The following is a 23,471-nucleotide window of genomic DNA, read 5'->3' on the forward strand; positions in this document are numbered from 1 at the left end:
CACCCCAGCCCTTCCCGCAGGGAGAGGGACAGGATGAGGGTAAAATGATTAAGACTTTGTTGATTGCTCAAAGCGGCGCAGCAGCTGATTACCGCGCTCTACCGCAGAATCCAGCGCCTGCTGTGGGGTTTTCTTCCCGGTCCACACGCTTTCCAGCTCTTCATCTACGATGGTACGGATCTGCGGCATGTTCCCCAGACGCAGGCCTTTGGTGAACGGCAATGGCGGCTTGTTGAGCATCTGACGCGTCGCGATATCCGCGCCCGGGTTTTTGCTGTAGAAGCCCTGCTCACGGGTCAGGTCATACGCGGCCGTGGTGATAGGCAGGTAGCCGGTTTTCTGATGCCATTCGGCGGCATTCTCTGGCTTCGCCAGGAAGTCGAGGAACTCGGCCACGCCCTTGTAGGTGCCCTTGTCTTTGCCCTGCATGACCCACAGGCTCGCCCCACCGATGATGGCGTTCTGCGGTGCGCCTTTCACGTCAGCGTCGTAAGGCATCATGCCTACGCCGTAGTTGAATTTTGCGTAATGACGGATATCCGCCAGAGAGCCGGAAGAGGCGGTCGTAATCGCACAGTCACCGTTGTAGAACTTCTCGGTGGATTCGTCTTTACGCCCGAAGTAGCTGAAATCGTCCTTCTTGTTGAGATCGGCAAGCAGAGCGATGTGCTTCACCTGCTCTGGCTTGTTGAACTCCAGTACCGCGTCGGTGCCGTCGAAGCCGTTGTTTTTAGTGGCCACCGGCAAGCCGTGCCAGGCGCTGAAGTTTTCAATCTGGATCCAGCCCTGCCAGCCGCTGGCGTAGCCGCACTTCATCCCCGCCGCTTTCAGCTTAGCGGTGTACGCCGCCAGATCCTGCCAGGTTTTTGGCGGTTGTTCCGGATCTAAACCGGCTTTCTTGAAGGCGTCTTTGTTGTAGTACAGCACCGGCGTGGAGCTGTTAAACGGCTGAGACAGCAGATGACCGGTTTTGGAATCGGTGTAGTAACCCGCCACGGTCGGCACGAACTGCGATTCGTCGAAGTTGATACCTGCGTCTTTAAAGACTTCGTAAACCGGTTTAATGGCTTTAGAGGCCATCATGGTCGCAGTACCGACTTCGTAAACCTGAAGCAGCGCAGGTGCATTACCGGTACGGAAAGCGGCAATGCCCGCGCTCAGGCTCTGCTCGTAGTTACCTTTGTACACCGGCACAATTTTGTAATCCGGATGGGTGTCGTTGAAACGCTGCGCCAGGGAGTCAACTTCTTTACCCAACTCCCCTTCCATGGAATGCCAGAACGGAATGGTGGTGACAGCCATTGCGTTCGCCGCAAAAGTCAGCCCTATTGCCAGACCCAAAGCTGTGTGTCGTAACGATGTCATTGTCATCTCTCTTATTGTGCCGGATGCGCGATATCACGCGTTTTTATGCTCGCGAGGTAACATGACATGCTCGAATGACAGAAAAATAACTGTTTCTTTACAGTGAGATGACAACAAAACGTCAGGCGGATGATGGTTGTGTGAAGGCAGTTGGGGTAAGTTCGGTGCGGTCTGGTGCCCAGCATGAAAAAAGGCAACTGACGTTGCCTTTTTACTTTTGCTTTTATCTAGCCGCCGAGATAGGCGCTTCGCACCGCTTCGTTTGCCAGCAGCGCGTCACCGGTATCGGAGAGCACCACGTGGCCGTTTTCCAGCACGTAGCCGCGGTCGGCGAGCTTCAGCGCCTGGTTGGCGTTCTGCTCGACGAGGAAGATGGTCATCCCCTCTTTACGCAGCTGTTCGATGGTGTCGAAGATCTGCTGAATGATGATCGGCGCAAGACCGAGCGACGGTTCATCCAGCAGCAGCAAACGCGGCTGGCTCATCAGCGCGCGGCCAATCGCCAGCATCTGCTGTTCACCACCGGACATCGTGCCGGCCCGCTGAATACGGCGCTCCCACAAACGCGGAAACAGCTCATAGACCCATTTGATGCGGGACTGGTACTGGTCGCGGTCAGCAAAGAAGCCGCCCATCGCAAGGTTCTCTTCCACCGTCATTCGTGAGAAGACGCGACGCCCTTCCGGGACAATCGCCACCGCTTCACGCATGATTCTGGCGGTTTGCCAGTCGGTAATATCTTTGCCATCAAAGACAATCCGCCCGCTGGTGGCGCGCGGGTCGCCGCACAGGGTGCCGAGCAGCGTGGTTTTACCCGCACCGTTCGCGCCAATCAGGGTGACGATTTCGCCCTGATTGATATGCAGGCTGACGTCGTGCAGCGCCTGTATCTTGCCGTAGTGAGCATTAACCTTGTCGAACGTTAACATCGCTTTTTCCATCTTATGCCTCACCCAGGTATGCACGGATCACGTCCGGGTTGTTGCGGATCTCTTCCGGCGTCCCGTTTGCCAGCGGCGTGCCCTGGTTTACCACGTAGATACGGTCAGAAATGCCCATCACCAGCTTCATATCATGCTCAATCAGCAGGATGGTGGTGTCGTGATGATCGCGCAGTTCGGCAATCAACTCGTCCAGCTCTTTGGTCTCTTTCGGGTTAAGCCCTGCCGCCGGTTCATCGAGCATCAGGATTTCTGGCTGCGTCACCATGCAGCGCACGATCTCCAGACGACGCTGGTCACCGTAGGCCAGGTTGCTGGCCTGACGGTTCGCATGCTGCAGCAGGCCGATACGGTCGAGCCAGGTGGCGGCGCGGTCGAGCGCTTCATCCTGAGCACGGCGGAAGGCCGGGGTTTTCAGCAGGCCAGAGAAAAGGCCGGTTTTGAGCTGCAGGTGTTGCGCCACCAGCAGGTTCTCTATCACCGTCATCTCGCGGAACAGACGCACGTGCTGGAAGGTACGCACCACCCCCATGCGGGCAATCTGCTGGCCCGGAAGCCCTTCCAGATGCTGGTCGCGCAGCTTGATGGTGCCACCCGTCGGCTTGTAGAAACCGGTCAGGCAGTTAAAGACCGTGGTTTTCCCCGCGCCGTTAGGGCCAATCAGGGAGACAATCTCTTTCTTGTGCAGATCCAGATTCACGTTGTTGACGGCCAGCAGGCCGCCAAAACGCATCATCAGGCCGTTAACGGATAATAATGGCTGGCTCATGCCTGCTCTCCTTTCGCTTGCCCGTTTTTCAGCTTCAGCTGTGGACGGGTCATCGGCAGCAAGCCCTGCGGACGCCAGATCATCATCAGCACCATCAAACCACCCAGCATCAGCATGCTGTATTCGTTAAAGTCGCGCATCAGCTCACGAGAGACCACCAGCAGAATGGCCGCCAGGATAACGGCAAACTGCGAGCCCATACCGCCGAGCACCACAATCGCCAGTACAAAGGCAGATTCAGCAAAGGTAAACGATTCGGGGCTGACAAAGCCCTGACGCGCGGCAAACAGCGTACCGGCAAATCCGGCAAACGCGGCGCTGATGGTAAACGCGGTCAGCTTGATGCGGGTTGGGTTGAGGCCCAGTGAACGGCAGGCGATTTCATCTTCACGCAGCGCTTCCCACGCACGGCCCAGCGGCATACGCAGCAGACGGTTAATCACGAACAGGGTTAGCACCACCAGCAGCAACGCCACCAGGTAGAGCCAAATCACCCGGTCGGACGGATCGTACTTCACGCCAAAGAAGTTGCTGAAGGTATCCCAGCCCCCTTCGCGAGCCGTACGGCTGAATTCCAGACCAAAGAAGGTCGGTTTCGGGATCTGGCTGATCCCGTTCGGGCCGCCGGTCACTTCGGTGTTGTTGAGCAGCAGGATACGCACGATTTCGCCAAAGCCTAAGGTCACAATCGCCAGATAGTCACCGCGCAGGCGTAAGACCGGGAAGCCCAGCAGGAAGCCCGCGGCGGCGGAGACCAGGCCCGCCAGCGGCAGACAGGTCCAGAAGCCGAGACCGTAATAGTGGTTCAGCAGCGCGAAGGTATAGGCCCCGATGGCGTAGAAACCACCGTAGCCCAGCACCAGCAGGCCAGACAGCCCCACCACCACGTTCAGGCCCAGACCGAGGATCACGTAGATCATGGTCAGGGTCGCGATATCGACCGTACCGCGAGAGACCACAAACGGCCACGCCACCGCAGCCACCAGCAGCGCCACGAAGAACAGCTTCTGCTTAACGGTTGAGCCGTCGAGAGCCGGCAGAACGAATTTCGGACCGGAGACACTTTTCAGCGTCTTCTGGAACACAGGACGCAGCATCTGGAACAGAAACACAACCGCGGTGCCAATGAATATCCACTGCCAGCGAATGTCGGCGGCGGTATCCACCACCAGTTTTGTGCCGTCCAGCTCTAACTGGACGCCCATAAAGACGCCTGCCAGCACGAAGAACATGGCGGCAGAGAGGAGCGCCATTGCGAAATGCATCGGTTTCATACTTTCTCTACCTCCGGACGACCCAGAATACCGGTAGGCATTACCAGCAGAACCAGAATCAGCAGGGCAAACGACACCACATCTTTATATTCCGTACTCAGATACGCGGAGGAGAGCGCTTCGGCCACGCCCAGGATCAGGCCGCCAATCATCGCGCCTGGAATACTGCCGATACCGCCCAGGACCGCCGCGGTGAAAGCTTTCATCCCGGCCATAAAGCCGATGTACGGGTTGATAACGCCGTAGAACTGCCCCAGCAGGACACCCGCGACCGCCGCCATCGCTGCCCCAATCACAAAGGTCAGGGCGATAACGCGGTCGGTGTTGATGCCAAGCAGGCTCGCCATCTTCAGATCTTCTGCGCAGGCACGGCAGGCGCGTCCCATACGCGAGTAGCGGATAAAGACCGTCAGGGCGAGCATCGCAACGAAGGTCACCACCCAGATCACCAGCTGCATGGTGGTGATAGAGGCAGAGAAGTTCTCGCTGGCACCGACCACCCACTGACCGTTGAACAGGCTTGGCAGCGCCACGTCGCGCGAGCCTTCCGTCAGGCTGACGTAGTTTTGCAGGAAGATCGACATCCCGATGGCGGAGATCAGCGCAATCAGGCGTTTGGAGCTACGCACCGGCCGGTACGCCACGCGTTCAATGCTCCAGCCATAGGCACTGGCAATCACAATCGCGCCGACAAACCCGGCGGCGACCAGCAGCCAGCTGCTGTCGATACCCATCATCATCAGGGCGGCGATAATCATAAAGGAGACATAGCTACCGATCATGTAGACCTCGCCGTGGGCGAAGTTAATCATGCCGATAATGCCGTAAACCATCGTGTAGCCGATGGCGATCAGCGCGTAGGTGCTTCCCAGCGTGACGCCGTTAAACATCTGCTGCAGGAAATAGAGAAACTGCTCGGACATATGCAAACCTTTTTATACCCGCCCGGCGGTCCGGGCGGTGGGATAATTATTTGGCGACCGAGGACGAACCGTCGGCGTGCCACTTAAAGACACCAAACTCAAATCCCTTCAGATCGCCTTTCTCATCCCAGTTCAGCGGCCCAATCACGGTGTTCGCCCCGTGTGCTTTTAAATCTTTCACCAGATCCAGCGGTTCTTTGCTGCCGGTGCGATCCAGCGCGGTTGCCAGAGACTGCACCGCCGCGTAGGTGATCCAGACGTACGGACCACTTGGATCTTTCTTCTGCGCCTTGAGCGCGTCTACGATAGCCTTGTTCGCAGGATCCTGGTCATAGCGTTTTGGCATCGTCACCAGCATGCCTTCGCCTGCGTCCCCGGCGATGTTCGACAGGGAGGCGTTACCGACGCCTTCTGGCCCCATAAACTGGGTTTTCAGCCCGACCGAACGCGCCTGACGCAGCATCTGACCCATTTCCGGGTAGTAGCCGCCGTAGTAAACAAAATCGATATTCTCTTTTTGCAGGCGGGCGATCAGCGCGGAGAAATCTTTCTCGCCAGCGGTGATGCCATCAAAGAAGACGATATTCGCGCCGCCTTTTTTCAGCCCGTCCTGAACGGAACGCGCCAGGCCTTCGCCGTACTGCTGTTTGTCATGAATAATGGCGATGCGCGTCGGCTTGACGGTGTCGAGGATGTATCGGGCGGCGGTTGGTCCCTGAGACGAGTCCAGACCGGCAGTACGCATGATGTGCTGATAACCGCGCTGAGTCAGTTCAGGGTTGGTTGCGCCCGGGGTAATCATCAGAATGCCTTCGTCTTCGTAGATATCAGACGCAGGCTGGGTGGACGACGAGCACAGGTGGCCAATCACGTACTGGATGCCGTCATTCACGATTTTGTTAGCGACCGCGACGGCCTGTTTGGGATCGCAGGCGTCGTCATATTCCACGCCAACCAGCTTGTCGCCTTTGATGCCGCCTTTGGCGTTGATGTCTTTGATTGCCTGGCGAGCACCGTTGAACTCCATGTCCCCCCACTGGGCAACAGGACCGGACATCGCACCCACTACAGCAACCTTAATATCTTCCGCCATGGCTGCATGCGAAATCGCCAATGCAACCATCCCCGCGATTAACGTCTTCGCGTTCCTTTTCATCTCTGAATCCCCATTCGTGATGTCGTGTATATATTTTGTTTTATTATGGTTAAAAAGCATTCTGTACTTTTAATGCACAACGCTATTTTTACCAGCGCCTTTAATGGTTTAGCGCAGTTTTTTCATAAAAACCAGACTAAAATCTCTATTTTTCAGGCGATTAAGCAAAGATAATATTCTGAAATAGGGCAGAGATAAACAAATAAAATTGCAGTTTGCAGCATAAAATAACGGTACAAAGCGCCGAATAATTCACTGCCATTCAGGTTAAAATTCTGCTTATTTTTCGATCCATGTGTTTTCAAACTGCCCTTTGCGCTGCCAAAAAACTAATCACCTGGTGAGCCGTAATAAAAAGAGGAAGCCGCTGAGGGAATAAATTGAGTACACTGACCCTACTCAATTTGATTTGGACAAGCAGCTAATGAAACTGACTATCGTGCGTCTGGTGACCTTTAGCGACCAGGATCATATCGACCTGGGCAAGATCTGGCCGGAATATTCCCCTTCGTCGCTCCGTGTCGATGAGACACACCGCATCTACGCCGCGCGCTTTAACGAGCGTCTGCTCGCCGCGGTTCGCGTGACGCTGAGCGGCACCGAAGGGGCGCTGGACTCACTGCGCGTACGTGACGTGACCCGTCGTCGCGGTGTGGGGCAGTATTTAATTGAAGAGATAATCCGTGAAAACCCGAACGTCACCTCCTGGTGGATGGCCGACGTGGGCGTGGAAGACCGCGGCGTGATGGCGGCGTTTATGCAGGCGTTAGGGTTTACGGCGCAGGAGAACGGGTGGGAGAAACGTCAGGTTTGCTGAATGCCGCCTGATGCCCTCACCCCGCCCCTCTCCCACAGGAGAGGGTGCAAATACTAAAACGGCAACCGAAAGGTTGCCGTTTGCTTTTATTTGGCGTCGGTCGCCGTTCCGTTAGCATGCCAGTCAAACACGCCGAACTCGAAGCCTTTCAGATCGCCCTTCGCATCCCAGGAAAGCGGACCCATCACGGTATCGACAGAGTGGGCTTTCAGCCAGGTGGCAATCTCAGCCGGATCGGCTGACTGGTTCAGACCCGCCTGCAGAGACTGCAGCGCAGCGTAGGTGGTCCAGACGAACGCGCCGCTTGGATCCTGTTTCTTCGCCTTGATGGCATCTACGATCGGTTTGTTCGCAGGCACCTGGTCGTAGTTCTTCGGTTTGGTCACCAGCAGGCCTTCAGCAGACTCACCGGCGATGTTAGACAGGGAAACGTTCGCAACCCCTTCCGGACCCATAAACTGGGTTTTCAGGCCGGCCGCACGTGCCTGACGCAGGATCTGGCCCATTTCAGGGTGATAGCCACCGTAGTAAACGAAATCAATATTCTCTTTCTTCAGACGTGCCACCAGAGTGGAGAAGTCTTTCTCACCGGCGGTGATACCGTCAAAGAAGACCACATTGGCATTGCCTTTCTTCAGACCATCCTGCACGGCACGCGCCAGACCTTCACCATACTGCTGTTTGTCGTGAACAATCGCGATACGCTTCGGCTTCACGTTGTCCAGAATGTATTTTGCCGCGGTTGGACCCTGGTCTGAATCCAGACCGGTGGTACGCAGGGTCAGCTTATAGCCACGTGCGGTCAGCTCCGGCGCCGTTGCAGCCGGGGTGATCATCAGAATGCCTTCGTCTTCGTAGATATCAGACGCGGGCTGCGTGGAAGAGGAGCACAGGTGGCCGATAACGTATTTGATCCCGTCGTTCACCACTTTGTTCGCCACGGCAACCGCTTGTTTCGGGTCACAGGCATCATCATATTTTACGATCTGCAGTTTTTCGCCCTTGATACCGCCCTTAGCATTAATGTCTGCAACCGCCTGTTCTGCGCCGGTAAATTCCTGGTCGCCGTACTGTGCTACCGGACCGGACATCGCGCCCACGACAGCCACTTTAATATCGGCCTGTGCCATCGTGCTGAATGCCAACGCAATACATCCTGCCAGTAACGCTTTACCCTTCATATTCATCCTGAGATTCCCCATTATTATGGTTATTACGATTGTCGTGATGTTGTTGTGTAGCGCTTTATTTCAGTTATAGGTATGACAGTCGCGCTTTTTCAGCATACTCTGCTAAAACATACCCCATTTTTATGATTTTGGAATAGCTAATTTGAAATGAATATATGATAAGCCCGGCAGGGATCACCGCCGGGCCAGGGCTTTAACGTGTCAGCGACGCGGAGATAATATCCAGCGCTTTACGGAACTGAACTTCGGGGATGGTAAGCGGATAGAGGAAACGGATAACGTTGCCGTACACGCCGCAGCTCAGCAGCAATAGACCTTCCTGTAACGCACGCTCCTGGACCTGACGCGTGAATTCCGGCGACGGCAGCCCGGTTTGCGGGTCGTTAAACTCCACCGCCACCATTGAGCCCTGGGCACGAATATCAGCGATAAACGGACAGTCCCCCTTCGCTTTGTTCAGCACTTCCACCAGATGATGGCCAAGATGCGCCGCGCGCGTGCAGAGATCCTCTTCATCAATCACATCCAGCACGGCATGGGCTGCGGCAATCGCCAGCGGGTTGCCGGCGTAAGTCCCGCCCAGCCCGCCAGGTGCGGGGGCATCCATCACTTCCGCCCGGCCAGAGACCGCCGAGAGCGGCATCCCGCCGGCCAGGCTTTTCGCCATGGTGATCAGATCCGGCTTCACGCAATGGTGTTCCATCGAGAACAGCTTGCCGGTTCGCGCAAAGCCACTTTGCACTTCATCGGCAATCAGCAAAATTCCGTGCGTATCGCACAGTTCGCGCAGGGCCTGCATAAAATCGGCGGGGGCAATGTTGAACCCCCCCTCCCCCTGAACCGGTTCCAGGATAATGGCCGCCACCTGGTCCGGCGCAATGTCTGCTTTGAAGATGCGTTCGAGGCTTTTTAACGCTTCTACCGTGCTGACGCCGTACAGATCATTTGGATAGTGTGCGTGATAAACCGATCCGGGAAACGGACCGAAACCGAGTTTGTACGGCGCCACTTTCCCCGTCAACGCCATCGTCATAAAGGTACGGCCGTGGAAGGCACCGCCAAAGGCGATCAGGCCAGGACGACGGGTATACGCGCGGGCAATTTTTACCGCGTTTTCGACCGCCTCTGCTCCCGTAGAGAAGAAAGCCGTTTTGGCAGGCCCATCAACGGGTACACGTTGGTTGATACGCTCGGCAAGCGCCACATAGCCTTCGTACGGGACAATCTGATATGCCGTATGGGTAAATGCGTGGAGTTGTTTTTCGATGGCGGCAATAACTTTTGGATGCCGATGGCCGGTATTCAGCACCGCGATCCCGGCGGCGAAGTCGATATACTCGTTACCCTCGACGTCCCACACCGTGGCATTTTCGGCTTTATCGGCGTAGAAGTTACACATCACGCCGATACCGCGCGGCGTCGCCTGCAAACGCCGGTCATTCAGTTCACTGTTTTTCACCCTGTCCCCCTGAGAAATTCACCTGCTTAGCGCATCTGTAAGTGTTTGCCAGGGGGAGGGAATTCGCCAGAGCGGGAGATAAAAAAACAAAACCCCCGAATTTGCATTCGAGGGTTATCGGGGACATCGCGGAAATTACGCTTCGATAGCGGCGCGAAGTTTTTTCATGGCGTTCTTTTCAAGCTGACGCACACGTTCAGCGGAGACGCCGTAGCGATCGGCCAGCTCCTGCAGCGTGGACTTGTTGTCTTCGTCCAGCCAGCGGGCGCGGATAATATCCTGGCTACGTTCGTCGAGGCCTTCCATTGCTGAAGTCAGCTTGTTCGCGGCCTGATCTTCCCAGTTATCCTCTTCAATGCCGTCAGCAAAGTTAGAGGTTTTATCCTGCAGATACAGAACCGGTGCCATTGGCTGGCTGTCAGAGCCGTCGTCGTCGGAGGACATATCGAAGGTCATGTCCTGCGCGGCCATACGGGATTCCATCTCACGCACGTCTTTGCTGGATACGCCCAGCTCGCGCGCCACCATTTCAACTTCATCCTGATTGAACCAGCCCAGACGCTGCTTGGTTTTACGCAGGTTGAAGAACAGTTTACGTTGCGCTTTTGTCGTGGCGACTTTCACGATACGCCAGTTGCGCAGCACGTATTCATGAATTTCTGCTTTGATCCAGTGCACGGCGAAGGAGACCAGTCGCACACCCACTTCCGGGTTGAAGCGACGTACAGCCTTCATCAGACCGATGTTACCTTCCTGAATCAAGTCCGCCTGCGGCAGGCCATAGCCCGCATAATTACGAGCAATGTGAACAACAAAGCGCAGGTGAGACAGGATCAGCTTTTTCGCTGCTTCCAGATCGCCCTGGTAATGCAGCTTTTCAGCAAGCTCCTTTTCTTCCTCGGCCGTTAACATCGGCCAGGTGTTCGCAGCCCGGATATAAGATTCCAGGTTACCAACAGGGGCTAAAGCTAAAGTTTGCATTTCTTTGGTCATTCATTCCTCTCAATGTTTCTTCTGGTCCAGGCTGTCCCCATCAGGCAACAACCATGCCAAAGCGTTTGAGCCACGAGATTAGCATTCACTCTTTTATCAGACAGTGATTTTATCCACAAGTTCCAGGTGCAACGGTGAATAAATTACGCACAAATTGTGACATGGAGATGATAACAGGGGAAGAGACAACAGGGACGCTTTCCCTGCAGAGCGAACATCTCGGTGCAGGGAAAGATTATATCACGCTTTTATTAGTCGGGAGTAAAGTGACGTAAATGTTGCACGGTTGCCAGCCATGCTGCCACCCAGCCGATCATCGAGCACACCAGCAGCAGTAACAGGCACTCATCGAACCCTAAGCCGCTGATATCAAACTTCGTTCCGAAAACCTGCGCCACCTCGGTTACGGCAGAGGACAGCCGCATCACCAAAATTTCTGACAATATCAGTGAAAGAAATGCGCCGGAAAAACCGAGCAATGCGCCGCCGTACAGGAACGGACGCAGGATGAAGCCATCCGTCGCACCAATCAGTTTCTGCACGTTGATGGTGTCGCGACGCGCGAAAATGCTCAGGCGCACGCTGTTACCGATGACGAGGAAGACCGCCGCCACCATCAGCACACCAATCATCGCCGCGACGCGCCCTACCAGCCCGGTCAGCGCAGCAAGACGCGCAAACCAGCTGTCATCCATGCGCACTTCATCAATCCCGTTGATACGGGTGATGCGGTCACGCAGGGTGTTGAGCGAATCGGTCCCCTGGAAATCGAGTTTCGGGATCACCACCGCCACGGCCGGGAGGGGGTTCTCTTCAAGCATGTCCAGCGCACCACCAAAGCCTGACCAGTTACGGAACTCACCCAGGGCTTCTTCACGAGAGAGATAATTCACTTTCTCTACGCCCTGTTCGGCCTGGATTTGCCCCACAACCTGCGCCGCCGCGTTATCGTCGAGCGCCTTATCCAGATAGACCGTGATCTGCGGAGAAGGATAGTACTGCGACGCCGCCTGGTTAACGTTTTTATAGACCATGTAGCAGACGCTTGGCAGCGTCAGGGAGATGGCAATCACCATCACCGTCAGGAACGTCGCCAGCGGTTTGCTTTTCAGGTCCTGCAACGCACCGTGGAAGGCATAACGCACCTGCTCGTTGAACACGTTGGTTTTGCGGGAGTTCGGCTTAGGCGCTGCTTTCGCACGCTTTGGCGCATTACGATTGCCGTCACCGCCGCCCTGCGGCTTACGGAAGCGGTCAAACCGGTTTCCGAACTGCCGAATCTGGTTTATTGCATCACGCTTATTCACCGAGGCCTCCGTGCAAATGACCGTCGCTCAGGGTCAGCATGCGGTACGAACGACGGGAAATCAGCCCGATGTCGTGCGTTGCCATCAATACTGTCACCCCAACGCGGTTAAATTCCTCAAACAGACGCAAAATCCCTTCTGACAGGGCGTCGTCCAGGTTACCGGTCGGTTCATCCGCCAGCAGTACCGCAGGTTTATTCACCACCGCACGGGCAATCCCCACACGCTGCTGTTCACCGCCAGACAGCTGGATCGGGAAGTTCTTCGCTTTGTCCAGCAGCCCGACTTTATCCAGCGCCGCAGAGACGCGACGGCGGATATCATCATAGCTGGCACCGGCAATAATCAGCGGAATGGCCACGTTATCGAAAACGGTGCGATCCATCAGCAGGTGGTGGTCCTGGAAAATCATGCCAATCTGACGACGCAGGAACGGCACCTCACGGTTTTTCAGACGGCTAATATCATGGCCGCTGAACCAGATTTTCCCGGCGCTCGGCCGCTCGATCCCACAGATAAGCTTGAGCAGGGTACTTTTCCCCGCGCCGGAATGGCCGGTCAGGAATGCCATCTCGCCTGGCTGCAGGTGGAATGTCACCCCCTGCAGCGCTTGTCTCCCACCGAGATAGGCCTTGCTGACGTGTTCAAAGCGAATCATTGTTAGTCCTCTCGGGCAAATAGTGCCTCAATAAAGTCGTCCGCTTTAAACGGACGTAAATCCTCAATACGCTCGCCCACACCGATGTAACGGATAGGAATATTGAACTGATCGGCCACGGAGAAGATCACCCCGCCTTTCGCGGTGCCGTCCAGTTTGGTCAGCGTGATCCCGGTCAGCCCTACCGCTTCATGGAACAGCTTCGCCTGGCTGATGGCGTTCTGTCCGGTGCTGGCATCAATGGTCAGCATAATTTCATGCGGTGCCTCTTCGTCCAGCTTCTTCATGACGCGGACGATTTTCTTCAGCTCTTCCATCAGGTGCGCTTTGTTCTGCAAACGCCCTGCAGTGTCGGCAATCAGCACATCCACGTTACGCGACTTCGCCGCCTGGATGGCGTCAAAGATAACGGAGGCGGAATCCGCACCGGTATGCTGTGCAATCACCGGGATGTTGTTACGCTGGCCCCAGACCTGCAGCTGCTCAACCGCCGCCGCACGGAAGGTATCACCTGCCGCCAGCATTACCGATTTGCCCTGCTGCTCAAACTGTCGCGCCAGCTTGCCGATGGTGGTGGTTTTCCCCACACCGTTCACGCCAACCATCAGAATAACAAATGGCGTTTTGCCTTCAATATTAAGCGGTTCGTCAACTTTTGCGAGGATTTCGCCCATCTCGTCTTTCAGCAGACCGTACAGCGCTTCGGCGTCACGCAGCGCCTTGCGGCTCGCCCCTTCGGTCAGACTGGCGATGATCTTACGGGTTGTTTCCACCCCAACGTCGGCGATCAGCAGTTGCTCTTCCAGCTCTTCAAAGAGATCGTCGTCGATCTTCTTGCCGCGGAACAGACTGATAAATCCGGAACCTAAGTTTTCTTTGGTTTTGAGCAGGCTACGCTTCAGGCGGGCGAAGAAACCTTCTTTGGTGGGTTTTTCCTGCTCCTGAGCAACCTCTTCACCCTGCTCTGGTTGCGCTTCCACCGGCACGACGATAACCGCTTCTTCCGCCGCGTCTGCCGCCAGCGCCTGGGCTTCCAGCTCTTCGTCGGTAAGCACTGGCTCGTCTTGTGCTTCTTCTTCCACCGCATCAACAATTTCGACGGTTTCTGCCTCGGCCTGCCACTCCTGCGCTGAAACCTCTTCGGCTTTCACCTCTTCCGGCAGCGGCAACGTTTCATGCTCGATAATCGCCTGCGGCGTATCGATAACGTCTTCTACCACAACGGGTTCTGGCTTCTCGCTTTCCTGAACCTGTTCGGTAACTTCCACCACCTCTTCAGCAAAGGCTTCGGTCTCTTCTTTGCTGTGCGCGTGCTCTTCCGCGTCGACAACGGCGGCAGTTTCTACCGGCGTTTCAGGCTGAGACTGCTCTTCAACGGCTTGTTGTTCTTCGGTTTTCTGCTCTGTTTCTTGCTCTTTTTCACCGAAGCCCAGCCAGGAAAAGAAGCCACGTTTTTTTTGTTTTGCCATCTGCGACTACACTCCTCGCGGCGCTATATACATGGAAGCTAAAAAAATGATGAAATAGTCTAACACTTTACTTAATTGACATCACCGCCCGCAATCGCAGGCCAATTGTTAACAGAGCTTTCCAGAGATGAAGAAACCCAACCGCGCCCCAGCCGGTCAAATTCGTATTATCGGCGGCCAGTGGCGAGGCCGGAAATTACCGGTGCCGGATAGCCCCGGACTACGCCCAACCACGGACCGCGTACGCGAAACGCTGTTTAACTGGCTGGCTCCCTCAATGGTGGATGCCCACTGCCTTGACTGCTTCGCGGGCAGCGGCGCGCTGGGTCTGGAGGCGCTGTCGCGCTATGCCGCCAGCGCCACGCTGCTGGAGATGGAGCGCGGCGTTGCGCAGACGTTGCAGCAAAATCTGGCAACGCTGAAAGCGACCAACGCCAAAGTAGTGAATACCAACACACTGAGCTTCCTCGCGCAAAAGGGCACGCCGCACAACGTGGTGTTTGTCGACCCGCCGTTCCGCAAGGGGCTGCTGGAGGAGACGTTATCCCTGCTGGAAAACAACGGCTGGCTGGCGGATGACGCGTTAATCTACGTCGAAAGCGAAGTCGAAAATGGTTTACCGCCGGTCCCGGTACACTGGGATCTGCACCGAGAAAAAGTGGCAGGTCAGGTCGCTTATCGTCTGTATCACCGTCAGGCACAAGGAGAATCCAATGCCAGTACTGATTAATGTGGGACGTTTGTTGATGCTGGGCGTCTGGGCATTTCTGCTCCTCAATCTGGTGCACCCGTTCCCGCGCCCGATGAACATCTTTGTGAACGTGGCCTTTATCTTTACCACCTTCATGCACGCCCTGCAGATGGTGATGCTGAAAAACGGCCTGCCAAAAGACGGTCCGCAGATGACCGGCTGGCAGCAGCTGCGCGTGTTTATTTTTGGCGTATTTGAACTGCTGGTGTGGATGAAGAAATTTAAGGCCCAGGCGAAGAAGTAAGGCGCCTCAAGCCTCAGCCTACCCCTCTCCCTGCGGGAGAGGGAACATTACCGATCTGGCGTAAACCCTTCAAACCGCGACCCTTTGTAACTCAGCATCCCTTTTTCTCCCACCGTCAGTTGATGGTACTGCTGCGCCTCCAGACGGTAGGTCATCTCCAGCCCGCCGGTTTCCGGCTTAAAGCTCGCTTCATAGCGCATGGTGGCTCCCGCCGGCGTAACCTGCTGCTGGCGCGAGCGTCGGTCATTGAGGGCTTTCTCGCGTTTATTGCTTACCACCACGCGTTTTTGCATCAACGGCGCGGCATCGTTGTCCGCCTTCTCACGGCGCTGCTGCACGAAACGAAAGGAGGCGGCAATGACGATAATCGCCACCACGATAACGAAAAAAAGCGGCATCTTGCTCATTCAAAAATCCCATCAGATTATACGGAATTCAGGATACCTTGCCTTCCCCGGCATTGCCAAACGCCTGCCCCCATCACTACACTGAATAAGAAACTGATTATTCAGACTCAACAGTTACAGGGAGTTAATATGCTTTGGTCATTTATCGCTGTCTGTTTTTCCGCATGGCTTTACGTCGATGCATCCTATCGCGGCCCTGCCTGGCAGCGATGGTTGTTTAAACCCGTCACGCTGTTGTTACTCCTGCTGCTTGCCTGGCAAGCGCCCATGTTTAACGCCGTCAGCTATCTGGTTCTTGCCGGTCTGTGTGCGTCCCTGATTGGTGATGCCTTAACCCTGCTGCCGCGACAGCGCCTGCTGTATGCCGTTGGGGCATTTTTCCTGTCGCATCTGCTTTATACCATTTACTTCGCCAGCCAGATGACGCTCTCCTTCTTCTGGCCGCTACCGCTGGTGCTGCTGGTCATTGGCGCGCTGTTGATCGCGGTGATCTGGACGCGTCTGGAAGAGATGCGCTTGCCTGTCTGCACGTTTATCGCCATGACGCTGGTGATGGTATGGCTGGCGGGTGAACTGTGGTTCTTCCGTCCGACGGCACCGGCAATGTCCGCGTTCTTTGGTGCCACGCTGCTGTTACTCGGGAATATCGTCTGGCTGGGCAGCCACTATCGTCGCCGCTTCCGTGCGGATAACGCGATTGCCGCCGCCTGCTACTTTGCCGGGCACTTCCTGATTGTGCGTTCGCTGTATATCTAAATAAGCCTTGACTCTGGAGTCGACTCCAGAGTGTATGCTGCGGTTAATGAGAAAATTATCATTACCGGAGACTGCCATGTCGACTCCAGAAACACCTAAAAAAGTTCCACAATTCTCGGCACTTAAGCTCAGCCCCGTTCCCGCGAAGGACGACTGCTGCTGCGACGGCGCATGCGAAACGCAAAACACGCCGCCGCTCCCGGAAAGCGCAAACTGCTACAGCTGGGTGGTCAACGGTATGGACTGCGCGGCCTGCGCCCGTAAAGTCGAAAACGCGGTAAAACAGGTCCCGGGCGTCAGCCACGTCCAGGTGCTCTTCGCCACCGAGAAGCTGCTGGTCAGCGCCGATAATGACATCAGCACGCTGGTTGAAGCCGCCGTCAGTAAGGCCGGTTACAGCCTGCGCAGCGAAACCGCACCTGTCGAAAAGACGTCAGCCCTGCGAGAAAACCTGCCCATTATCACCCTTATTATCATGATGGCCCTGAGCTGGGGTCTGGAGCAGTTTAACCACCCGTTCGGTAACCTGGCGTTCATCGCCACGACGCTTGTCGGACTGTTCCCGATTGCCCGTCAGGCCCTGCGGCTGATGAAAAGCGGAAGCTGGTTCGCCATCGAAACGCTGATGAGCGTGGCGGCGATCGGCGCGTTGTTTATTGGCGCGACGGCGGAAGCGGCCATGGTGCTGTTGCTGTTCTTAATTGGCGAGCGCCTTGAGGGCTGGGCGGCGAGTCGGGCACGGAAAGGGGTCAGCGCGCTGATGGCGCTGAAACCGGAAACCGCAACGCGGGTGACAGGCAGCGAACGCCAGACGGTGGCTATTAACACGCTGCGCCCGGGTGATGTGATTGAAGTCGCCGCCGGCGGGCGTCTGCCTGCGGACGGTGAACTGCTTACCGCCACGGCGAGTTTCGATGAAAGTGCCCTCACCGGCGAGTCGATTCCGGTTGAACGCTCAGCGGGCGAGAAAGTGCCTGCAGGCGCCACCAGCGTCGATCGTCTGGTACAACTCACGGTCCTCTCCGGACCGGGTGAGAGCGCCATCGACCGCATCCTGAAGCTGATTGAAGAGGCCGAGGAGCGTCGCGCACCCGTTGAGCGCTTTATCCATCGCTTCAGCCGGATCTACACCCCCGCCATCATGCTGGTCGCCCTGCTGGTGACAATTATTCCACCGTTATTCCTGGGCGCCGCCTGGGAAGGCTGGGTTTATAAAGGTCTGACGTTGCTGCTGATTGGTTGCCCGTGCGCGCTGGTGATCTCCACGCCGGCGGCCATTACCTCCGGTCTGGCGGCCGCGGCGCGTCGTGGAGCGCTGATTAAAGGTGGCGCGGCGCTGGAGCAGCTGAGCCAGGTGCAACATATCGCCTTCGATAAAACCGGTACGCTGACGGTGGGTAAACCGCAGGTCACGGGCATTTATCCTCAGGAGGTCAGTGAAAATACGCTGCTCGCCCTGGCCGCTGCCGTCGAACAAGGCTCCACCCACCCGCTGGCACAGGCGATAGTCCGCGAGGCGCAGTCGCGTGGGCTGGACATCCCTGCCGCCACCGCACAGCGGGCGCTGGTCGGGTCCGGGATTGAAGCCGACGTTGAAGGGAATAACGTCCTGATCGTTGCCGCGAATACGTTTCCGGCGGCCGGGCTGAGCCAGCAAGTCCAGGCGCTGGAACAGGCCGGGCAAACCGTGGTGATGGTGGTGCAAAACGGCGTGGCGATAGGGATGCTGGCACTGCGTGACACCCTGCGTGACGATGCAAAAGACGCCGTCGCCGCGCTGCATCAACTGGGCGTGCAGGGGGTGATCCTCACCGGGGATAACCCGCGAGCCGCGGCAGCGATTGCCGGTGAGCTGGGGCTGGCGTTTAAAGCCGGGTTATTGCCTGCGGATAAAGTGCGCGCCGTAACGGAACTGAACAACCATGCACCGCTGGCAATGGTGGGTGACGGCATCAACGATGCCCCGGCGATGAAAGCCGCCACCATTGGCATTGCAATGGGCAGCGGCACCGACGTGGCGCTGGAAACCGCCGACGCAGCACTCACCCATAACCGCCTGACCGGGCTGGCGCAGATGATTGCTCTGGCGCGCGCCACGCGGGCCAATATCCGTCAGAACATCGGGATTGCGCTGGGCCTGAAGGGGATTTTCCTGGTCACCACGCTGCTCGGTATAACCGGCCTGTGGCTGGCGGTACTGGCGGATACCGGTGCGACGGTACTGGTGACGGCGAACGCGCTCCGCTTATTACGTCGACAATAACACGAGATGCCCTCTCCCACCGGGAGAGGGCGGAAAACGGCGTCACTGCATCCCTAACACGCGCGGCAGCCACAGCGAGATGGCCGGGATGTACGTCACCATCGCCAGCACCACCAGCAGCATGCCGTAAAACGGCAGCATGGCGCGAACCACATGCTCGATTTTCTGTTTACTTACCGCGCTCGCCACAAACAGCACCGAACCGACCGGCGGCGTAATCAGCCCGATCCCCAGGTTCACCATCATGATCATCCCAAAATGCACCGGATCGATGCCCAGCGAATTGGTTACCGGCAACAGCACTGGCGTCAGGATCAGGATGATCGGTGCCATGTCCATTAACGTGCCGATCAGCAGCAGCATGATGTTGAGATACATCAGGATCACGTACTTGTTATCGGAGAGCGAGGTGAAGAACTCGGTGATACGGCTCGGGAGCTGCATGTAGGTCATCACCGCGCCAAACGCCGCCGCAAAGCCAATCAGTATCATCACGATGGTGACGGTTTTCACCGTCCTGCACATCAGCTTCGGCAGCTCGTTCCACTTGTAGTCCCGGTAGATAAACATGGTGACAAAGAACGCCCACAGACAGGCCACAGCAGCGGATTCCGTTGCGGTAAATATCCCGGACAGTATCCCGCCGAGAATAATCACTACAGTCATCAGCCCCCACAGCGCGTCCAGCGTGATTTTCAGCGCCTGCTTAAAGGGAATTTTTTCCCCTTTCGGGTAGCCACGTTTGCGGGCAAAGCCCAGACACATTGCCATCAGGCTTACGCCGAGCAGCAGCCCTGGCAGCACCCCCGCGATAAACAGCGTCGCGATAGAGACCGTTCCGCCTGCCGCGAGGGAATAAATTACCGAGTTGTGGCTGGGCGGGATCAAAATCGCCTGTACCGATCCGCTGGCGGTCACCGCCGCCGCATACTCGCGCGGATAGCCCTTCTTCTCCATCTCCGGGATCATTACGCTGCCAATGGAGGCCGTATCCGCCACCGACGAGCCGGAAATCGCGCCGAAGAACGTGGAGGCCACAATATTCACCAGCGACAGCCCACCGCGAATAAAGCCAACAAACACGTAGGCGAAATTGACCAGCCGTCGGGCAATCCCCCCTTCCGCCATAATCGCACCCGCGAGAATAAAGAAGGGGATCGCCAGCAGCGTGAATTTATTCACCCCGCTGGTTATCTGAATCATCAGCGCCTCGAGGGGTAAATCTATCCACAACGCGCCCGCGACGGCGCTTAGCCCGACGGCAAAGGCCACCGGCATCCCCAGCGCCAGCAAAATGGCGAGGGTGAATAACAAAACGAATGCATCCATTGTTCACCCCTTAACTGTGGTTGCCGATCAGCACGACGGGACGGTTTTCCTGCGAGCCAAACAGCAGGCGCTCAATCACAAACAGGATCAGAACGGCAGAGCCCACCGGCAGCGGCAGATAGCTCTCGCCGGAGGTCAGGACCGGAAATTCGGCGACCGGTTGCTCCCAGAGTTCGACGCACAGCCAGTAGCTGTACCAGAACATCAGGCCAGCGATCAGCAGCATCAGCAGATCAACGGCCCGTGCGCAGACGGTTTTTAACGGCCCGGGCAGCCGGTCGGTGAGCATATTCACCGCAATGTGCGAACCGGCACGGTAGCTGACCGCCGCGCCGATAAAGGTGAAGGTCACCATGCAGATGATGGCAACCGGCTCCGGCCAGGATTCACCGCGGTTAAGCACATAGCGCGAAAAAATGCCGATGGGGATCACAATCGTCATCACCAGCAGCGAAATGCCCGCCACGGCCATCGCCAGCAGGTAGAGACGGTCCATCCACTTCAGATAGAGTTCGGACATACGTACTCCGGTTACTTGACGTCAGCGATGGCTTTCATCAGATCCTGATGCTTTTCGCCATACTGGGCGCGCACCGGCTCTGTGGCTTTGATAAATACCGTTTTGTCGATCTCGTGGAACTGCACCCCGCCAGCCTTCATTTTTTCCAGCGCCTGGGCGTTATAGGCTTCCCACAACTTACGTTGTTCAAACTGGGCTTCACGGGCCAGGGTCAGGATCTTTTTCTGCTCGTCGGCGCTGAGTTTGTCCCACTTCACTTTTGAGTAGAGCAGCATTTCCGGGGTGATAAAGTGGCCGCTGAGGGTGTAGTTTTTGGCGACCGGCATATAGTTATGCGCGACATAGGTCGGTGGATTATTCTCCGCGCCGTCAATCACGCCGGTTTGCATCCCGCTGTAAACTTCGCTCACCCCCATTGCCACCGCGTTAGCGCCCATATCTTTCAGCGTCGCCAGCGCCACCGGACTGCCCTGAACGCGGATTTTCTTCCCTTTCAGATCGTCGGGTTTAACAATCGGATCTTTGGTGATCAGGTTGCGGGTGCCGGAGTCCATCCAGCCGAGGAACACCAGTCGTGATTTCGGGTTGGCGGTCAGCTTATCGCCAATTTGCTTGCCGATATCCCCGTCGATCACTTTGTGCATGTGGTCTTCATCGCGGAAAACGTAGGGCAGTGTGAAGACTTCGATATCGGGCAGGATGGCCGCCACCGGCGCCATCGAGACGCGGATCATATCGATCGCCCCCATCTGCGCCTGCTCAATCATCTGTTTTTCATCCCCCAGCACGCCGCCGGGGAAGACCTTAATCTCCAGCTTGCCGTCGGTTTGTTGTTTGAGTTTTTCACCCATTTGCTGAACCGCCACCACGTTCGGGTAGCCTTCAGGGTGCACATCGGCGGCTTTGATGGTTTGCGCAGCGACGGAGCAGGCAAAAGCGGAGAGGCACAGGGCAGCCAGTAACGGCTTGAGGGTCGTTTTCATCGGGTCAACTCCAGGGTAGTGAGATAAGCGTTAAAACAGTGTTTTATTTTTTTACGCTTAAAAACTAGACTACGGCCGGAAAAGCGGAGGTGAAGCGCCTCACAAAAGCGTGAAATTTTGAAACGATGGTTTAGAAAGGTTTTCTCCCTCTCCTTGTGGGAGAGGGTCGGGGTGAGGCCATCAGGCCGCACTTACCCCTTACGGATCACATACCGGTACGGCAGCGTTTCGGTCTGCTGTGCCACCAGCTCATGTTCCATAAAGGTACAAAAACCGGGAATGTCGCGGGTGGTGGCGGGGTCGTCGGCGATGATCAGCAGCGTCTCACCGGTCTGCATGTTGCGCACGGTTTTACGTACCATCATTACCGGCTCCGGGCAGCGAAGGCCCTGAGCATCAAGGGTGTGGTCTGGGCTGGAAAACAGATCGGTCATGTTCTTCTCGGTCAGGTAAAAACGGCTGTAGTTTACGCCCCATCGTCGGCAATGCAACCAGGTTAACGATTGCGTAAAAACTAACCATTGCAATGTCCGGCCAAAGCAGTATCATGCTGCGGTTTTTATTGGGTTCCCTCACCCCAACGTATAAAAAGGTTACAACATGATGCAGTTTTCTGATTCACAGCGCGTTAAAGCGTTGTTCTGGCTTTCGCTTTTTCATTTGCTGGTGATTACCTCCAGCAACTATCTGGTGCAACTCCCGATCTCCATCTTTGGTTTTCATACCACGTGGGGCGCGTTCAGTTTCCCGTTTATTTTTCTCGCCACTGATTTGACCGTGCGTATTTTCGGCGCACCGCTGGCTCGCCGCATTATTTTTGCGGTCATGCTGCCGGCGCTGTTCATTTCGTACGTGATCTCTTCCCTGTTTTATATGGGAAGCTGGCAGGGGTTCGAGGCGTTAACGCACTTCAACCTGTTTGTCGCCCGTATCGCCTCCGCCAGCTTTATGGCCTACGCGCTGGGGCAGATCCTCGACGTTCACGTGTTTAACCGCCTGCGTCAAAATCATCGCTGGTGGATGGCACCCACGGCGTCCACGCTGTTCGGCAACGTCAGCGACACGCTGGCCTTCTTCTTTATCGCATTCTGGCGTAGCCCGGACGCATTTATGGCCCAGCACTGGATGGAAATCGCCCTTGTGGACTACTGCTTCAAGGTGCTTATCAGCATTGTGTTCTTCCTGCCGATGTACGGCGTCCTGCTGAATATGCTGCTGAAAAGACTCGCAGATAAATCTGAAATCACAGCATTGCAGGCTGGTTAAGGGTTCGCTTTATCAGTTGTGATAAGATGAGCCAATCAGCCGTTATGGCCGTTTATCGAAAGGAAGAAGTTAATGCGCAATCTGGTTAAATATGTCGGGATTGGCCTGCTGGTTGTGGGCCTTGCAGCCTGTGATAATAGCGACACGAAAACGCCTGCTCAGGGCGCGTCTGCAGAGAGCAACGCCACCGGTCAGCCGGTGAGTCTGCTGGACGGTAAACTCAGTTTCTCTCTGCCGGCAGATATGACTGACCAGAGCGGCAAGCTGGGTACCCAGGCGAACAATATGCACGTTTACTCCGATGCAACCGGGCAGAAAGCCGTTATTGTGATTGTGGGCGACGACACCAGCGAAGACCTGGCCGTCATGACCAAACGTCTGGAAGATCAGCAGCGCAGCCGCGATCCGCAGCTGCAGGTCGTGACCAATAAATCTATCGAACTGAAAGGCCATACGCTGCAACAGCTGGACAGCATCATCTCAGCAAAAGGCCAGACCGCTTACTCTTCCGTGGTGCTTGGTAAGGTCGATAATAAACTGCTGACCCTGCAGATCACCCTGCCGGCGGAAAATCAGCAGAAAGCGCAGACGGCTGCTGAAAACATCATTAACACCATCGTGATCCAGTAAT

Annotated in this window: 24 protein-coding genes; 7 read left to right on the forward strand and 17 right to left on the reverse strand. The window is 56.3% G+C overall.

All coding sequences use genetic code 11. The features are described from left to right. Window positions 1–48: 48 nt before the first annotated feature. The 6 genes from ugpB to livK form a co-directional block, all read right to left on the reverse strand. Window positions 49–1,365, reverse strand: a complete 1,317-nt coding sequence (ugpB, locus tag QLG09_RS03405; protein WP_049022899.1) for a sn-glycerol-3-phosphate ABC transporter substrate-binding protein UgpB — start codon at window positions 1,363–1,365, stop codon at window positions 49–51. A gap of 227 nt (window positions 1,366–1,592) precedes the next feature. Further along, entirely contained in the window at window positions 1,593–2,306 is a 714-nt protein-coding gene (livF, locus tag QLG09_RS03410; protein ID WP_020884549.1) for a high-affinity branched-chain amino acid ABC transporter ATP-binding protein LivF, read from the reverse strand. 1 nt (window position 2,307) lies between these two features. Next, window positions 2,308–3,075, reverse strand: coding sequence for a high-affinity branched-chain amino acid ABC transporter ATP-binding protein LivG (livG, locus tag QLG09_RS03415; RefSeq protein WP_014172002.1), 768 nt, complete (start codon window positions 3,073–3,075; stop codon window positions 2,308–2,310). After that, window positions 3,072–4,349 (reverse strand): branched chain amino acid ABC transporter permease LivM, encoded by a 1,278-nt coding sequence (gene livM / locus QLG09_RS03420; protein ID WP_014172003.1) that lies wholly within the window; start codon window positions 4,347–4,349, stop codon window positions 3,072–3,074. Before livM ends, livG begins: the two co-directional genes overlap by 4 nt. Next, on the reverse strand, window positions 4,346–5,272 hold the full coding sequence (gene livH / locus QLG09_RS03425; RefSeq protein ID WP_020884547.1) for a high-affinity branched-chain amino acid ABC transporter permease LivH: 927 nt from the start codon (window positions 5,270–5,272) through the stop codon (window positions 4,346–4,348). The genes livM and livH overlap by 4 nt, the downstream gene beginning before the upstream one ends. Before the next feature lie 46 nt (window positions 5,273–5,318). Continuing rightward, entirely contained in the window at window positions 5,319–6,428 is a 1,110-nt protein-coding gene (gene livK / locus QLG09_RS03430) for a high-affinity branched-chain amino acid ABC transporter substrate-binding protein LivK (protein ID WP_020884546.1), read from the reverse strand. 424 nt (window positions 6,429–6,852) lie between these two features. On the opposite strand from livK, the gene panM reads away from it, so the two are divergent. Continuing rightward, a complete protein-coding gene (gene panM, locus QLG09_RS03435) occupies window positions 6,853–7,245 on the forward strand; it encodes an aspartate 1-decarboxylase autocleavage activator PanM (RefSeq protein ID WP_020884545.1) in 393 nt (130 codons plus the stop codon). 86 nt (window positions 7,246–7,331) lie between these two features. Here panM and livJ read toward each other — a convergent pair whose 3' ends face one another. The 6 genes from livJ to ftsY all read right to left on the reverse strand — a co-directional run bounded on the left by livJ (window position 7,332) and on the right by ftsY (window position 14,321). Next, window positions 7,332–8,432: a branched chain amino acid ABC transporter substrate-binding protein LivJ gene (livJ, locus tag QLG09_RS03440; protein ID WP_074148115.1), complete on the reverse strand. Its 1,101-nt coding sequence runs from the start codon at window positions 8,430–8,432 to the stop codon at window positions 7,332–7,334. 196 nt (window positions 8,433–8,628) lie between these two features. Next, window positions 8,629–9,894 (reverse strand): 4-aminobutyrate--2-oxoglutarate transaminase, encoded by a 1,266-nt coding sequence (locus QLG09_RS03445; protein ID WP_047742602.1) that lies wholly within the window; start codon window positions 9,892–9,894, stop codon window positions 8,629–8,631. A gap of 135 nt (window positions 9,895–10,029) precedes the next feature. Beyond that, entirely contained in the window at window positions 10,030–10,887 is an 858-nt protein-coding gene (gene rpoH, locus QLG09_RS03450) for an RNA polymerase sigma factor RpoH (RefSeq protein WP_014172011.1), read from the reverse strand. A 251-nt stretch (window positions 10,888–11,138) separates the two neighbouring features. Then, complete coding sequence (gene ftsX, locus QLG09_RS03455; protein ID WP_014172012.1) at window positions 11,139–12,194, reverse strand: permease-like cell division protein FtsX; 1,056 nt, start codon at window positions 12,192–12,194, stop codon at window positions 11,139–11,141. Beyond that, complete coding sequence (gene ftsE / locus QLG09_RS03460; RefSeq protein ID WP_014172013.1) at window positions 12,187–12,852, reverse strand: cell division ATP-binding protein FtsE; 666 nt, start codon at window positions 12,850–12,852, stop codon at window positions 12,187–12,189. Before ftsE ends, ftsX begins: the two co-directional genes overlap by 8 nt. A gap of 2 nt (window positions 12,853–12,854) precedes the next feature. Continuing rightward, complete coding sequence (gene ftsY / locus QLG09_RS03465; protein ID WP_277493241.1) at window positions 12,855–14,321, reverse strand: signal recognition particle-docking protein FtsY; 1,467 nt, start codon at window positions 14,319–14,321, stop codon at window positions 12,855–12,857. Window positions 14,322–14,448: 127 nt separating this feature from the next. Between ftsY and rsmD the strand changes: the two genes are divergently transcribed. After that, window positions 14,449–15,051, forward strand: coding sequence for a 16S rRNA (guanine(966)-N(2))-methyltransferase (gene rsmD / locus QLG09_RS03470; RefSeq protein ID WP_020884541.1), 603 nt, complete (start codon window positions 14,449–14,451; stop codon window positions 15,049–15,051). Next, the gene (locus QLG09_RS03475) at window positions 15,035–15,316 is read left to right on the forward strand and encodes a DUF1145 family protein (RefSeq protein ID WP_014172016.1); all 282 of its coding nucleotides are present in this window, start codon (window positions 15,035–15,037) and stop codon (window positions 15,314–15,316) included. The genes rsmD and QLG09_RS03475 overlap by 17 nt, the downstream gene beginning before the upstream one ends. A gap of 47 nt (window positions 15,317–15,363) precedes the next feature. Here the strand turns inward: QLG09_RS03475 and QLG09_RS03480 are convergent, their stop codons facing one another. Next, window positions 15,364–15,723, reverse strand: coding sequence for a DUF2500 domain-containing protein (locus QLG09_RS03480; protein WP_014172017.1), 360 nt, complete (start codon window positions 15,721–15,723; stop codon window positions 15,364–15,366). A 129-nt stretch (window positions 15,724–15,852) separates the two neighbouring features. On the opposite strand from QLG09_RS03480, the gene QLG09_RS03485 reads away from it, so the two are divergent. Both QLG09_RS03485 and zntA read left to right on the forward strand, forming a co-directional pair. After that, the gene (locus QLG09_RS03485) at window positions 15,853–16,479 is read left to right on the forward strand and encodes a lysoplasmalogenase (protein WP_014172018.1); all 627 of its coding nucleotides are present in this window, start codon (window positions 15,853–15,855) and stop codon (window positions 16,477–16,479) included. A gap of 76 nt (window positions 16,480–16,555) precedes the next feature. Continuing rightward, the gene (gene zntA / locus QLG09_RS03490) at window positions 16,556–18,742 is read left to right on the forward strand and encodes a Zn(II)/Cd(II)/Pb(II) translocating P-type ATPase ZntA (protein WP_282488732.1); all 2,187 of its coding nucleotides are present in this window, start codon (window positions 16,556–16,558) and stop codon (window positions 18,740–18,742) included. Between the two features lie 42 nt (window positions 18,743–18,784). On the opposite strand, the gene QLG09_RS03495 is transcribed toward zntA, so the two are convergent. From QLG09_RS03495 to tusA, 4 genes are all read right to left on the reverse strand, one after another. Next, window positions 18,785–20,071 (reverse strand): TRAP transporter large permease, encoded by a 1,287-nt coding sequence (locus tag QLG09_RS03495; protein ID WP_020884539.1) that lies wholly within the window; start codon window positions 20,069–20,071, stop codon window positions 18,785–18,787. A gap of 10 nt (window positions 20,072–20,081) precedes the next feature. Beyond that, on the reverse strand, window positions 20,082–20,591 hold the full coding sequence (locus QLG09_RS03500) for a TRAP transporter small permease (protein WP_014172021.1): 510 nt from the start codon (window positions 20,589–20,591) through the stop codon (window positions 20,082–20,084). An 11-nt stretch (window positions 20,592–20,602) separates the two neighbouring features. Then, window positions 20,603–21,574 (reverse strand): TRAP transporter substrate-binding protein, encoded by a 972-nt coding sequence (locus tag QLG09_RS03505; RefSeq protein ID WP_014172022.1) that lies wholly within the window; start codon window positions 21,572–21,574, stop codon window positions 20,603–20,605. 191 nt (window positions 21,575–21,765) lie between these two features. After that, window positions 21,766–22,008: a sulfurtransferase TusA gene (tusA, locus tag QLG09_RS03510; protein ID WP_020884537.1), complete on the reverse strand. Its 243-nt coding sequence runs from the start codon at window positions 22,006–22,008 to the stop codon at window positions 21,766–21,768. A gap of 166 nt (window positions 22,009–22,174) precedes the next feature. On the opposite strand from tusA, the gene QLG09_RS03515 reads away from it, so the two are divergent. Together QLG09_RS03515 and QLG09_RS03520 are read left to right on the forward strand one after the other, a co-directional pair. Beyond that, entirely contained in the window at window positions 22,175–22,840 is a 666-nt protein-coding gene (locus QLG09_RS03515) for a 7-cyano-7-deazaguanine/7-aminomethyl-7-deazaguanine transporter (RefSeq protein WP_020884536.1), read from the forward strand. Window positions 22,841–22,912: 72 nt separating this feature from the next. Further along, a complete protein-coding gene (locus QLG09_RS03520) occupies window positions 22,913–23,470 on the forward strand; it encodes a DcrB family lipoprotein (protein ID WP_014172025.1) in 558 nt (185 codons plus the stop codon). Window position 23,471: the final 1 nt, after the last annotated feature.

Origin of the sequence: Enterobacter sp. V89_11 (assembly GCF_029967775.1) — a bacterium.
In the GTDB taxonomy this organism is placed as follows: domain Bacteria; phylum Pseudomonadota; class Gammaproteobacteria; order Enterobacterales; family Enterobacteriaceae; genus Enterobacter; species Enterobacter ludwigii.

Bases quoted from the DNA above. Each gene is read 5' to 3' on its own strand.
- livG (WP_014172002.1), bottom strand. From the start codon at position 3,075: ATGAGCCAGCCATTATTATCCGTTAACGGCCTGATGATGCGTTTTGGC.
- QLG09_RS03480 (WP_014172017.1), bottom strand. From the start codon at position 15,723: ATGAGCAAGATGCCGCTTTTTTTCGTTATCGTGGTGGCGATTATCGTC.
- livJ (WP_074148115.1), bottom strand. From the start codon at position 8,432: ATGAATATGAAGGGTAAAGCGTTACTGGCAGGATGTATTGCGTTGGCA.
- zntA (WP_282488732.1), top strand. From the start codon at position 16,556: ATGTCGACTCCAGAAACACCTAAAAAAGTTCCACAATTCTCGGCACTT.
- rsmD (WP_020884541.1), top strand. From the start codon at position 14,449: ATGAAGAAACCCAACCGCGCCCCAGCCGGTCAAATTCGTATTATCGGC.
- QLG09_RS03505 (WP_014172022.1), bottom strand. From the start codon at position 21,574: ATGAAAACGACCCTCAAGCCGTTACTGGCTGCCCTGTGCCTCTCCGCT.
- livK (WP_020884546.1), bottom strand. From the start codon at position 6,428: ATGAAAAGGAACGCGAAGACGTTAATCGCGGGGATGGTTGCATTGGCG.
- rpoH (WP_014172011.1), bottom strand. From the start codon at position 10,887: ATGACCAAAGAAATGCAAACTTTAGCTTTAGCCCCTGTTGGTAACCTG.
- QLG09_RS03485 (WP_014172018.1), top strand. From the start codon at position 15,853: ATGCTTTGGTCATTTATCGCTGTCTGTTTTTCCGCATGGCTTTACGTC.
- QLG09_RS03495 (WP_020884539.1), bottom strand. From the start codon at position 20,071: ATGGATGCATTCGTTTTGTTATTCACCCTCGCCATTTTGCTGGCGCTG.
- QLG09_RS03500 (WP_014172021.1), bottom strand. From the start codon at position 20,591: ATGTCCGAACTCTATCTGAAGTGGATGGACCGTCTCTACCTGCTGGCG.
- livM (WP_014172003.1), bottom strand. From the start codon at position 4,349: ATGAAACCGATGCATTTCGCAATGGCGCTCCTCTCTGCCGCCATGTTC.
- QLG09_RS03515 (WP_020884536.1), top strand. From the start codon at position 22,175: ATGATGCAGTTTTCTGATTCACAGCGCGTTAAAGCGTTGTTCTGGCTT.
- QLG09_RS03520 (WP_014172025.1), top strand. From the start codon at position 22,913: ATGCGCAATCTGGTTAAATATGTCGGGATTGGCCTGCTGGTTGTGGGC.
- livF (WP_020884549.1), bottom strand. From the start codon at position 2,306: ATGGAAAAAGCGATGTTAACGTTCGACAAGGTTAATGCTCACTACGGC.
- ftsY (WP_277493241.1), bottom strand. From the start codon at position 14,321: ATGGCAAAACAAAAAAAACGTGGCTTCTTTTCCTGGCTGGGCTTCGGT.
- livH (WP_020884547.1), bottom strand. From the start codon at position 5,272: ATGTCCGAGCAGTTTCTCTATTTCCTGCAGCAGATGTTTAACGGCGTC.
- QLG09_RS03475 (WP_014172016.1), top strand. From the start codon at position 15,035: ATGCCAGTACTGATTAATGTGGGACGTTTGTTGATGCTGGGCGTCTGG.
- panM (WP_020884545.1), top strand. From the start codon at position 6,853: ATGAAACTGACTATCGTGCGTCTGGTGACCTTTAGCGACCAGGATCAT.
- ftsE (WP_014172013.1), bottom strand. From the start codon at position 12,852: ATGATTCGCTTTGAACACGTCAGCAAGGCCTATCTCGGTGGGAGACAA.
- tusA (WP_020884537.1), bottom strand. From the start codon at position 22,008: ATGACCGATCTGTTTTCCAGCCCAGACCACACCCTTGATGCTCAGGGC.
- ugpB (WP_049022899.1), bottom strand. From the start codon at position 1,365: ATGACATCGTTACGACACACAGCTTTGGGTCTGGCAATAGGGCTGACT.